Here is a 13448-nt window from a genome sequence, read left to right as displayed (position 1 = left end):
AAGGATTAGAAAGAAGAATGACTGCCAGTGGGTAACTGGCAGTCATTTTTAAAATAGAATAATGGAGGTTCACGAAAAATATCATTAGGCGTCAGACAAATTACCTCGAGGCTTCCTAACGTCTTTGAATTCCTGAGGGGTCAGTCCACTATATTCTTTGAATAGTTTAATAAAGTAATGTGCATTAGAGTATCCTAACTGATCAGATATTTCATAAATTTTGAACGAAGTGTTAGTAAGAAGGTAGGTAGCCCTCTCCATTTTCGATGAAAAGATGTAATCGCTGATACGATTACCTGTTTCAGTTTTGAAGATTTTTGATAAATATACGGGATGTAGCCCTACATGATCTGCTATCGAATGAAGTGATACATAGTGGAGGTTATCATCTACAAAGCCTTTTACCTCGGATATGATTAATGAACGTCGATCCTTACGGTCTGAGTCGAAATGTTTTTTCAGCTGTGCTAATACCAATAAAGCCCAGTCCTTAATCTGCTCTGGTGTATGTATATTTCGATGCTCAAGATTAGATAGTCCTATTATCTCTCCAAGTAGCTTGTTATTACGGTGAGCGAAATAAAAGAAAGCAGCTTCTAGTAAATATTTTGACTCTTGAACATGCTCGTGTGAGAGTTCTTCTCGACTTCCTAATTCAAAGACAATGGCTGCTATTTTTTCTTCAAGTGCATCCCAGTTATTAGTTTCAAATAAATGAAATAGCGTAGGTGGTTCGTACAAAGATTGCAATGTTGGTATATCGGGAAGGCGTACTTCTTCCGCAATGCTAGACAGATAAACACCTGTCTCTGGTCCAATGCGCTGATGGACCGTGGTAACTGCCGACTGATAAAGTGTACGTGTTTTTAACGGAATTGGTCCCCAGCCAGTCGTAACGACTGAAATCTCTCCACCAATAATATTACTTACGTTTCTCTGCAATTGAAATGCAACATTTTTTAGAAGATTATCCTCGTTACCTGCAATAATAGAAGATTTCGGAGAAATTAAAAATACAAGATAATTGTGACTATCCTTACAAGACCAAAAATGGAAGTGTTCCTGAAGTAATTCATCTGCAATATTTACGATAGCGTATTCAAATAACAAAAGACTATTCATATCCTGTCTTTGGAAGAAATCCTCGAGCCGAACGATCAGCAAAGCTGATGTATCTCCAACCGAAAAAGGAAGATCGAATTTATTTGCATTCTCCGTAAATTGGGAATCTGATATCTTTCTGCCTTGCAACAAATCATTCAAAAATTTGTCCCGTAATAGCGGTAATTGCTCGCGTAGTGTTTGCATAGATCGTTGATAAGAAGCTAAATTCTCCCACTCCTGTTGTATTTCCTGTCGTAAGTTGAGTATTGAATTAATAAGTTGTTCAGTTGTGACTGGTTTTAGCAGATAACCACTTGCCTGACGTTCGATCGCCTGTTTAGCGTAATCAAAATCTGCATAGCCCGTTAATAGAACGCACTTAATATGCTTCCAGCTATTGCGAATCTGTTCGATTAATTGTATACCGGACATTTGCGGCATATTAATGTCGGTGATGACAATGTCGATCGGATGCTGTTGGAGAATTTCGAGCGCTGCCATTCCAGAATATGCGATATGTACTTGATCGACGCCGAGTTCTTGCCAAGGAATCGTAATAGACAGATCGTCCACAACATATGATTCGTCATCTACGAGCAATATTTGTAACATACTTTACCTCTTTCTATCAATTCGGAGCGTTATAAATACGTCTCCTAGATCGGATGTTTGGGTGGAAAGATATATTGGTAGAGTCAAAGTGAAATATTGTTAATACTTTGAACATTATAACGGGTGCACTTATTTGTCAAATTATAATTTATATGGTCTAATTGGAAAGTTAATAAATTGTTATAGGGTGAATACTTTTGTTATTTAGGAGCGAATTTTAAAAGGCTATAATTTAACTAGCAACTTTTTTTCTATTGAAGAAGTAGTTAATTATAGGAGGATGAATATATGGCTAGGCAGTGGTTATTTCAAGTAATAATTCTAATAGTTATGATTTTTGTATTTGCATTAATGGCTTGCAGCTCTATCTCTGAAAAAAATAGTAATGTCGGGAATAAAAGCGGTAGTGAATTGAATTCATTAAATATGGAAGCGGATTCAAATTTTAAGGAGGATAATGAAATGGAATCTAATGTAAATGTAAATGCAAATATGAATGTGAATGTTTATGAAAAGGCAAAAATGATTGGTAAAGCAGTCAACCTCGGCAATGCACTAGAAGCTCCTTATGAAGGTGCATGGGATGTCGTGATTGAGGAAGAATATTTTCAGTTGATTAAGGAGAAAGGTTTTGATTCTGTTCGAGTTCCTATACGTTTCTCAAATAAAACGACACAGGATTCTCCCTACACAGTAGAGGATACCTTTATGAAACGTGTAGACTGGGTTGTAGAACAAAGCTTAAACCAAGGCCTAAATGTCATTATAGATTTACATCACTTTGACGAAATGTTATCGGACCCTTCCGCTAATAAGGATCGTTTTCTTTCCATTTGGCAGCAGATTGCAAGTCGATATAGTAGTCAACCGGAAAATGTTTATTATGAGATCCTTAATGAGCCAAATGGGTTAATAACTGCGTATTTATGGAATGAATATTTGTTAGAGGCGGTAGAGGTAATTCGTGAGTACGATCCTCATCGCACTTTAATTATCGGTGGTGTGGATTGGAATGGTATTGATGGACTCTATAAACTTAAGCTTCCAGAAGAAGATCGAAATATTATAGCTACATTCCATTATTATGGTCCGATGCTATTCACCCATCAAGGAGCTGAATGGATGACGGCTGAATATGGTACTACTGGTCTAGTATGGCCAGGACCTCCGGAAACTGCTGTTGAACCAAATGAAGCTGCTAAGCAGATCGATTGGGTTCGCAATTTCTTTAATGATTATAATACAAAAACTTCAAGCGATAATCCAGCGAGTAAAGAAGCAATAATTCGAGATTTGGAGCGTGCAGCAGAGTGGGGGAAAACAAATGATCGTCCATTGTTTTTGGGCGAATTTGGTGCTTATCGCACAGCGGATCTTGCTTCCCGAGTGGCTTGGACAAAAACGGTACGTTTAGAAGCAGAACGCCTTGGAATTTCATGGGCTTATTGGGAATTTGGAGCTGGATATGGAGTATATGACCGCTCAGCAGCTAAGTGGAAAGAGGAATTAATAGAGGCACTTTTCTCATCTCAATAAGATAGATTTTTCCGAAGGTAGTCAAGGAATATCATGTTTCTTCCACAAAAATGATGATGCGAGCAATGATAAGTATGCTAAAACTAAAACAATAGTGATTCAATAATGCAATGGAGGAAAAACAAATGATTATGATATTGAGAAAACGGTTAGCTATTGTTTTGACAGCTACATTGTTTATCGCATCGCTTGCAGCCTGTGAAGGAGAAAGTGCTAAAAATGAGATAAGTAGTACTGACGGTTCTTTTTATTCAGCCCAGTTTGAGGATGGGAAATATGTTGAGCCTGTTTCGATTTCGACTGTTTTTCCAGTTTCAAACAATGTGAAATTTAAAAATGGTGAGAATCTTGAAAATAATATTCATACGAAATGGGCAAAAGAAACACTTGGAATTGATATTAATTATCTATGGACGGTAAATGAACAGAATAATTCATTTTCAACAAAAATTCGTCTGATGCTAACCTCAGGGCAGGAGATGCCAGATATCATTGCTTTACGGGGAGATACTAAACTAATCAATGATTTAATCGATAGTGGTCAGTTTAGCGATGCTGGAGCATTGTTCGATAAATACGCATCGGATAGTTATAAGGCAGCAATGGCAGAGGATAGTACGGTGTGGAATGGATATATTCGTGATGGCGTAAGAATGGCAATTCCTATTTTAGAGAATGCATTTAACAATGATCCTGTTATGTATATCCGAGAGGATTGGCTCAATAATATGAATCTAAAAGCTCCGGAAACACTTGAAGAGCTTGAAATCGTTTTAGAGGCTTTTACTAATGGCGATCCTGATGGAAACAATAAGAAGGATACGATAGGACTCTCCTTGGGCTTCAAAAATAATTTAAATACATGGATGTCAGATACCAGTTGGTTGTTTGGAATGTTCGGTGCAATGCCTAACCAATGGAATGTAGGAAAAGAAGGCAGTTTAGAGTATGGTTCTGTTCAACCAGAGATGAAGCCTGCACTTAAAAAACTGCAAGAATGGATGACAAAGGGGTATATATCCGAAGAAGCTGGTTTGTACGATGAAATAAAGGCAACAGAGTTATTCACAACAGGGACTGCAGGAATCATAGTCGGTCCATATTGGATGACTGGCTGGCCGTTATCTAATCTTAATTTAAATGTTCCTAATTCAGAGTATAACGCTTACCCGCTACCAGCTGGTCCTGATGGTAAGGTTGGACATCACGGCACATCAATCAATGGTGGTGCTGTCCTCATCAATAAAAATATGAAAAATAAAGATGCATTTTTCGTTTATCAAAATTATCTGTATGAGTATTGGGCGAACCAAGATGGTGAAGGACCATTCTCATTGGGATTTGCAAGAGGATATGACTACGATCTTGATATAAACGGACAAGTTTTAGGTGAAAAAGAATCGGATTTAATTCCTGGAGGATGGGTCGACGTCATTCGGTACACGCTAACCTATAATGGGGCAATAGTTCCTTTGTTGCGTATTAATGGACTTGCAAAACTAGCTAATGGTGAGGAGCCGTCAACCCATTATGAAAGAACATTAGTCTATACCTTACCTAAACAAATGCATGCGGCAAAGATTGTATTTGATCAGCAGGATTCCGTCATAATGAATATGTTTACCGGTTCTCCAACCCCAACACAGATTTCAAAAGGAGATATACTTAATAAGTTAGAGAAGGAAGTAATAATCAGAATTATTTACGGGAAAGCATCAATCGATGAATTTGATACTTTTGTTGAAAATTATAATTCGTCGGGAGGAGAGCAGATTAAGAAAGAAGTAAACGAATGGTATGACACTATTAAGTGATATAATTAGCAGCAAAAAGAGCACCAATTACGGTGCTCTTTTTGCTGCTTAAAAACAATCATCAACTAATAAGATTAGAAGCAGGAGGGTCTCCCTGCTTTTGGATGGTAATCGTATAACATGTACCTACTCGTAATTCAGACGTAATAGTTAGTCCAGCATTCGCATCGAAATAGAGTTTAAGGCGTTGATGGACATTTCGAATGCCTACTCCAGATACGCTTTCTGAGATGACGGACTCTGCCATGCGTTGCTTAACTAAAGATAGTTTTTCATCAGTCATACCGATACCATTATCACTGATCATAATACGAATGGTCTGTTCGTGTATTTCGGCTTTTATCTGGATGTGTCCGGGATTTATAGATGTCTCAATTCCATGTTGAATACAATTTTCAACGAGTGGCTGAACAATCATCTTAGGAAGCGGAAAGTTACTAATATCTGTTGAGAAATCGATAGTAAAGGACAAAGCACGCTTACGTAGTTTTATGACAGATAAGTAATGCTCCACGAAATTGAGCTCTTCCTTAATCGTTGAATCAATACTATCTATTTTATGATTATAGTGATAATAAGCTCCAAGATGGAGTGTCATAGCAGATATGGATTCATAATCCTCAATGGCAGCTTTACTTTGTATATAGTGCAAACTGTTATATAAGAAATGAGGGTTAATTTGAGCTTGATATTGCTTTAATCGAGCTTCCTTGACTTCTAACTCACCAAAAAGAACTTGTTCAATGAGTTTTTGCGTATTTTCTGCCATTCGGTTAAATGAATTACCCAGCATTCTGAATTCTTCAGTATTAGAATCACTTACGCGACTTGAAAAGTCGCCGCGCTCAAATCGACCAATAGCTTTTCTTAATGTAACAATTGGTGTTTTGACTTGTTTTCTTAGGATAAGACTATAAATAAGTGAAATCATTAATAAAACAATAATTGAAACAATGAAAATAGTGTTATTACGAGAAAGCGTTTCAATAAATTTGCGTTTAGGATAATAATCAATAAAATACAAATCTAGCAACTCGGATTTCATATAACTAAGCATATACTCTGTACCGTTTTCGCTTACAGTCAAAAAACCACTCTCGTCTTTTATTAAAGGAATGATTCGGTTAATAGAATCATCCAGTGATGCACGAGTTTCGTTTTGGATGATCACATTACTGTAAGAATCATAGAGTATCGGTGTTCCAGATGTATATTGCTTCATCATTTTTTGTAGATTATCTATGGACACTCTTGTTTCGATAAATAATGGGGCAATATGACTTTGTGTTAAATTTGAATAATAACCTGTGCCATCCTCGTTCATATTGAGAATCCACTTATTGAATGGCTGATCTGGAGGGTTATATTGCGTATCGCTATAAGCAGAATCAGATGAAATCGTTTCTAGAAAATCTGGGTAGTATAAAGTAATTATATTATTCCAATAAGTAGAAGCACTATTCAAAGTCAGTTTATCAATAATAGCTAGCTTCATCTCATATTTGGAATATTGGTCGCCGAACTGCAGAGAATAAGGATACTTTCTAACCGACTGATCCTCAGACATTGTAATCGTATTCATAAGTACTTGCTCGAATTGAGTTGAAAGTTGAAATGTCATGAACTCAATTTCAGACATTTTATTTTTTTTAAGTTCATCCTGGATGTCATTTACATTAAGCTTAAAGATAATCCAAAAAATAAGTATAATTAAGAAAAACATGAGTAATACACCTAGTAGCAACTTCCTGAAAATTGATATTGCAGTGTTCATTTCTATAACTCCTCCAGAAAATCTAGTGTGATTATCTCTTGTTTGGTAACGAATTCCATTCCCTTTATTATAGAACCACCGTATGGTTAGATACAATGATACTTTATAATGGTAGATGAAGTGAAGCTAGATTTCAATAATTAATAGAAGAACATGAAGGATTGAATCCAGTACTTATAGGGTTCAATCCTTTTGTATTATAGTGACTCAAAACCTTGATTTAGTAAATGTTCATATATTGTTATGGAGTTTAAATAGTTGTTATAGTAGGGCTACTATTCGTTAGTGTACGATTAATCATGTTAATAATGAAATATCAAAAGGCACTAATGATCTAGCAAAGCATAACGAAAAGTTACTTGTTATGAGAGTATACGTCATGCACACAACATCATTTGTCTATTTTACTGGTGCAAACAAAAAATGGGGGTATAGTAATGCGTAAAATGAAAGGGTTCTCATTTTTACTGTTATGTCTAGTCATGGTACTTACAGCTTGTGGCGGAGGAAATGGTGGTTCAACTAATACGTCACCAACTCCAACACCTGCTAATGTTGCAGAAACAACAGCGAGTCCAACCGAAGAACTAGAGGAAATTCCTAATCTTAATGGCCGTGTTATTAAAATTGCAGCTTGGTGGGATCTAACTCCACAAGGAGAAACGCAATCAGAAATTAACAGGTTAGAGAAAATTGCAGAGGTAGAGAAAAAATACAATGTGAAGATTGAATTTGTAAATGTACCGTATGATGAAATGATTCCTAACTTTACAAATAGTACTCTTAGTGGAGAGCCATTTGCCGACATTGTGCAACTGGAGTACGATGCAGCATTACCACTTATTAAGCAAGGTCTAATTCTTCCTATTAGTGAATTTACGGATTCTACTAACAATATTAACAATGAGGGTAATTTGGTTGAAAAATATCCACCGATCGCGGGTGAATACTATGCGTTTGAAAGTCCAAACTCTTTAGGTGCAGGCGTTCACTATAACCGTGATTTATTCAAACAACTTGGTCTTCCAGATCCAAAGGAATTGTATGCAAATGGCGAATGGACATGGGATAAATTTTTGGAAATTGCCAAACTAGCTACAAGAGATACGGATAATGACGGTAAAACTGATGTGTATGGCTTCTCAACTTGGGGGCTTGACGCGTACAGACAGTTCGCAGCTTCTAACGGAGTACGTATTGCTGACGAGGAGAATTTAGTCGAAGAACTTTCTAGTGCCGGTTCTATCGAAACAGGCGAGTTCTTGAATAAATTGTATAACGTTGACAAAGTTGTGAAAATTGGCACTGGTGATCCAATGGAATGGAATGAATATAATACATTCAAAGATGGTGATGTAGCTATGTTCACGACAGCTGAATGGAATCTGAAAGATCTAAGTTTCGATTTTGGTATTGTACCAATTCCTAAAGGTCCTAATCAATTACCAAACTACACATATGCTGATTATCTAAGAAATGCGAAATTTATCGGTAAAGGTGTAAAGGATGCGGCTCTAGTATACAAAATCTATGAAGAAACATTAGATATCCCAATGCTCGAAGAATTTTCAGGTCAAGAATATTTAGAAAGTATCTATGGTTTTGAAGATGATGTCGAAATGCTTCGTGAACATATTTCTGGTACTGGATTGATTATACTTGATAAAGCATTCCCTGACTTCCCTTTATGGCCATTTGTTAACGATATTATTGTTAATAAAGTTTCTCCTGCGGCAGCAGCTGAGACATACAAAGCACAGGCAGAGGCTTCAATGCAAATGCTTAATAAGTAAATGGAATAACTATAAGAAAAGGGGAGTCATTTATGCCTTCCCTTTTCTTATACCACTAAATGTACATAGTAATAGCAGGAATGAGGAGGAAACTTGGTGAGCCATCAGCATCGGAAGCCATATAAGGCTACAGCGACCGTTACATTAGGAGCATGTGTGCTACTACTTGTGGCAATCATCCTTATTGTAAATACGTTCTCAAAGCAAGATGATCAACAACTAATGAATGGCAAAGATATTCTGAGTACTTCTTTGGGTGGGGCTAATAGCTACGCCTCCTACCTGTCTCGCTATGAGACGACATCGAAGTCTGATGCAACCATCGTGATTGATGCTTCACAATATGATCATGTCGCAGGAACAGGATTTAAAGTGTTAGAGCAGTATGAAGGCATGGAAGGTTCATCGTTGTACACTGGCGAGACAGGAACAGTCGAGTGGAAATTTCATGTAGAGCAAGAAGGATTGTATCAGTTAGAAGCATTGTATTATCCTGTAGCAGGTAAAAGTTCTGCTATCGAAAGAATTGTAGCAATAGATGGTGTGGTGCCATTTGAAGAAGCACAATTTATACAATTTGATCGATTATGGGACAATGAATTATCAGAAATTAAAGTAGATAATCAAGGCAATGAACTGCGCCCAAGACAGATTGAGGTTCCAAAATGGACGACAAAGCTCGTGCAAGATTCTAATGGTTACATAACAGAGCCATTCCAATTTTACTTTAGTAAAGGTACTCATAAACTTTCCTTCGAGGCCACGCGTGAGCCGATGATCCTGAAAGAACTTCGATTAAAGCAGCAACAGCCGGTACCGACCTATGAAACATTAGTACAACAGTATGAGGAAGAAGGCATTACTGAGACAACAGGCTTGGAGCTTCGTTTTGAAGGGGAATCCGCTGTTGTAAAATCTTCACCAACGCTTTATCCAGTGAGTGAACGTACTAGTGCAGCGGTATCACCATATAGCGCTTCTCTAATTAAGATAAATACGGTTGGTGGATTCAATTGGCGTATCCCAGGTCAATGGGTGGAATGGGAAGTAGAGGTGCCTGCCGATGGTTTGTACAATCTATCATTTATTACCCAGCAAAACTGGGTTAGGGGCATTTATTCTACTAGAAAATTATCTATTGATGGCGTGGTACCGTTCCAAGAAATGAACGCAGTTGGGTTCAAATATAAGAGTGGCTATCGATTAGAAACACTTGCAAAGGATAATGAAGCGTACTTATATCACTTTACCGAAGGTAAACATACGATTCGTATGGAAGTTACGCTTGGACCATTTGCCGAACTAATATCCCAAGTAGAAGACTCTCTATATGAGCTTAACTCGATGTATCGAAATATTCTTATGATTACAGGGACAAAACCTGATGAGTATCGAGACTATCAGCTTACAAAAAAAATTCCTAATTTAATAGAGACGTTTACCTTTGAGAGAGAGCGGCTTTCTGCTGTCGCAGCACAATTAAAACTACTTGCAGACGGTTCTAGTGACCAAGAAGCACTCTTAAAATCGATGACGCTTCAACTTGATGAAATGATTAAAAAACCTGAAAATATTCACCGTAAGTTAACCGAATATAAAACCAATACGGGTGGTCTAGGTACATGGGTTCAACAAGCTAGAGAACATCCACTCGAGATTGACGCGATTATCTTATCATCACCTGATAAGGATGTAAAAGCAAAAGGCTTAGGTTTCTGGGCCAATTCGGTTCATGAAGTGAAGACATTTACGAACTCCTTCTTTATTGATTACAACAGTATCGGTAACGTCTCAGAGGATAAAGATCAACGGACCATTACGGTTTGGATTGGTAGCGGTCGTGACCAAGCCAATACGATGAAAGCAATGATCGATGAAACCTTTACAGAAGAGACGGGGATTAACGTTAACTTGAAACTTGTACAGATGCATACTCTCCTACCTGCAACATTGGCAGGTCAAGGTCCTGATGTAGCAATGCAAATTGAAAATGATATTCCCGTAAACTTCGCCATGCGTAATGCTTCAGTTGATTTGACTCAATTTACAGATTTTGATGAGGTAGCGACTCGATTCCGTACTAGTGCAGTTGTTCCATATCAATATTCGGACGGCGTATATGCTCTTCCTGAACAACAGACCTTTAATATGATGTTTTATCGCAAGGATGTGCTTGAAGAGTTAGGTTTAAAGGTTCCAACGACATGGGATGAGGTTTCTACTTTATTAGCTGTATTAAGTAAAAATCATATGGAGTTTGGGTTGCCTCAAGTTCAACAAGCAGCAATTCAAGGGCAAAATATTCCTCCAAACTCTATCTTTGCAGCGTTACTGTTCCAAAATGGAGGTCAATTCTATCGAAACGATGGCAAAGAAACAGATCTTGATTCACGTCTAGCGATTGAAACATTCAAGATATGGACGGAGTATTATACCGACTATAAATTAGAGCGTGAATATGATTTTGCTAACCGTTTCCGCACAGGTCAAATGCCAATCGGAATTGCAGATTACACGCTTTATAATCAGCTCACTGTCTTTGCACCAGAAATTCGCGGACTTTGGGGATTTGCTCCAATGCCAGGTACAGTGCAAGAGGATGGTTCAATTAATCGCCAGGTACCAAGTGGTGGCTCATCCGTAATGATGCTAGAAAAAGCAGAGGACAAAGATGCAGCGTGGCAATTTATGAAATGGTGGACTAGTGATGATACGCAAGCGAAATTTGGTCGTGAAATGGAAGGATTAATGGGAGCGGCTGCTCGTTATCCAACAGCTAACATTAATGCGCTTGATAGTTTACCTTGGCCGGTTGAAGATTACAAGCAATTAAAAGAGCAATTCCAATACGTGGTAGGTATTCCAGAAGTACCTGGTGGTTATTTCACAGGTCGTCATCTATTCAATGCATTCTATAAGACTGTGATTGGGCAAGTAGAAGCTAGAGAAGCATTGATGGACTACACAGAATATATTCAAGACGAAATTGATAATAAACGAGAAGAGTTTGGATTGCCACAATAAGGAGGGGAGAACAGCATGTCCAACTGGTGGAGCTTAAAAGTGCAAGAAATGAAAAACAATAAACAATCTTATGTACTGCTTGCGCCTTATATGATCTTATTCGCAGTATTTACGATATTACCTGTCATGATCTCGATGATACTAAGCTTTACGTATTTCAATATGCTAGAATTCCCTAAATTTATTGGGTGGAATAACTACTCCAGACTATTTTTAGAGGATGATATTTTCTTAGTAGCAATTAAAAATACAATATTATTTGCAGTGATTACTGGTCCAATAAGTTACATCGCTTGCTTTGTATTCGCTTGGATTATTAATGAGCTTACACCTAAAATGCGAGCGTTGATGACGCTAGTATTCTATGCACCATCGATTTCAGGAAATGTGTTTTTCATATGGCTAATGATTTTCTCAGGAGATCGCTACGGTATTGCTAACGGTTTTCTCATTAAAGTAGGCATACTGCTCGAGCCTATTCAATGGTTGAAGAAGGAAGAATATATTCTACCTATAATAATTATCGTTCAGTTATGGTTATCACTGGGAACAGGCTTCTTAGCATTTATTGCCGGTCTACAAACGGTAGATCGTACACTTTACGAAGCAGGTGCAGTTGATGGAGTTCGTAATCGTTGGCAAGAATTATGGTATATTACACTGCCTTCGATGCGTCCACAATTAATGTTTGGTGCGGTTATCCAATTAACGAGTTCGCTTGCGGTCGCCGAAGTATCGATAGCATTAGCTGGGTTCCCGAGTGTGAACTATGCAGCAGAAACGATCGTTACCCATCTAATTGATTATGGTACAACGCGATTTGAGATGGGCTATGCTTCGTCAATAGCTACCGTACTATTTATCATTATGCTATGTACAAACCTAATCGTGCAAAAATTATTACGTAAGGTAGGTGAATGAGCATGCCCTTCTCTTTCAAATTACGCACAAAAAGGGTGAATCGCTCGTTCTGGGGAAGCTTTAGTTTGTTTACACTACTGGCTTGCTTTGGAGCATTTATGATTTTGCCTTTGGTGTATGCGGTTAATAATGCATTTAAGCCATTAGATGAAATATTCCTGTTCCCACCGACGTTGTTCGTACGTAATCCGACTTTCAACAACTTTAGTGATTTACTTAATTTATTGGGAGAATCATGGGTTCCGTTCAGTCGTTACATCTTCAACACGGTATTTATTACATTAATGGGTGTTGTAGGTCATGTTATTTTTGCTTCGGCGGCAGCATATCCACTAGCAAAACATCGCTTCCCAGGCAAGAAGATTTTGTTCCAAATTGTTGTTTTATCATTAATGTTTACACCGGCAGTTACAGCCATTCCGAACTATATGGTAATGAGCTGGCTTGGACTCATTGATTCCTATTGGGCAGTTATCATTCCTGCATTTGCTTATTCATTAGGACTCTATTTAATGAAGCAATTTATGGAGCAAATGCCAGATGCCCTACTAGAAGCAGCAAAAATTGATGGGGCAAGTGAATATCGGATTTTTTGGACGATAGTCATGCCGAATGTAAAGCCCGCGTGGCTAACCCTAATTATATTACAGTTCCAAATTCTTTGGGGCAGTGACGGTAACGGCTTCATTTACAGTGAACAACTGAAAAGTCTTCACTTTGCAGCGAATCAGATTATTTACGGTGGTATTGCAAGAGCAGGCGCAGCAGCAGCTGTGGCACTAATCCTTATGAGTGTGCCGATTACGTTATTCGTATTCTCACAAAGTAAAATAATAGAGACGATGGCATCTTCGGGTATGAAAGAGTAGG

At 37.9% G+C, this 13448-nt stretch carries 8 protein-coding genes; 6 read left to right on the top strand and 2 right to left on the bottom strand.

The genetic code is table 11. From position 1 onward, the window contains the following. Window positions 1–84: 84 nt before the first annotated feature. On the bottom strand, window positions 85–1716 hold the full coding sequence (locus NAG76_01485; protein URN94959.1) for a response regulator: 1632 nt from the start codon (window positions 1714–1716) through the stop codon (window positions 85–87). Window positions 1717–2004: 288 nt separating this feature from the next. On the opposite strand from NAG76_01485, the gene NAG76_01480 reads away from it, so the two are divergent. Together NAG76_01480 and NAG76_01475 are read left to right on the top strand one after the other, a co-directional pair. After that, the gene (locus tag NAG76_01480; protein ID URN94958.1) at window positions 2005–3252 is read left to right on the top strand and encodes a glycoside hydrolase family 5 protein; all 1248 of its coding nucleotides are present in this window, start codon (window positions 2005–2007) and stop codon (window positions 3250–3252) included. Between the two features lie 125 nt (window positions 3253–3377). Further along, a complete protein-coding gene (locus NAG76_01475; GenBank protein ID URN94957.1) occupies window positions 3378–5066 on the top strand; it encodes an extracellular solute-binding protein in 1689 nt (562 codons plus the stop codon). Window positions 5067–5127: 61 nt separating this feature from the next. On the opposite strand, the gene NAG76_01470 is transcribed toward NAG76_01475, so the two are convergent. Next, window positions 5128–6840 carry a sensor histidine kinase gene (locus NAG76_01470; GenBank protein URN94956.1) on the bottom strand — a complete coding sequence of 571 codons (1713 nt, stop codon included), beginning with the start codon at window positions 6838–6840 and terminating at the stop codon, window positions 5128–5130. Between the two features lie 437 nt (window positions 6841–7277). On the opposite strand from NAG76_01470, the gene NAG76_01465 reads away from it, so the two are divergent. The 4 genes from NAG76_01465 to NAG76_01450 all read left to right on the top strand — a co-directional run bounded on the left by NAG76_01465 (window position 7278) and on the right by NAG76_01450 (window position 13447). Then, the gene (locus tag NAG76_01465; protein ID URN94955.1) at window positions 7278–8633 is read left to right on the top strand and encodes an extracellular solute-binding protein; all 1356 of its coding nucleotides are present in this window, start codon (window positions 7278–7280) and stop codon (window positions 8631–8633) included. 96 nt (window positions 8634–8729) lie between these two features. Next, window positions 8730–11657: an extracellular solute-binding protein gene (locus NAG76_01460; protein URN94954.1), complete on the top strand. Its 2928-nt coding sequence runs from the start codon at window positions 8730–8732 to the stop codon at window positions 11655–11657. Window positions 11658–11672: 15 nt separating this feature from the next. Beyond that, complete coding sequence (locus NAG76_01455; protein URN94953.1) at window positions 11673–12578, top strand: sugar ABC transporter permease; 906 nt, start codon at window positions 11673–11675, stop codon at window positions 12576–12578. Next, window positions 12575–13447: a carbohydrate ABC transporter permease gene (locus NAG76_01450; GenBank protein URN94952.1), complete on the top strand. Its 873-nt coding sequence runs from the start codon at window positions 12575–12577 to the stop codon at window positions 13445–13447. The genes NAG76_01455 and NAG76_01450 overlap by 4 nt, the downstream gene beginning before the upstream one ends. Window position 13448: the final 1 nt, after the last annotated feature.

The organism is Candidatus Pristimantibacillus lignocellulolyticus (genome assembly GCA_023639215.1).
Lineage (GTDB): Bacteria > Bacillota > Bacilli > Paenibacillales > Paenibacillaceae > Pristimantibacillus > Pristimantibacillus lignocellulolyticus.
The sequence above is the reverse complement of the archived record's forward strand: the minus strand, read 5'-3'. Positions and strand labels throughout refer to the sequence as shown.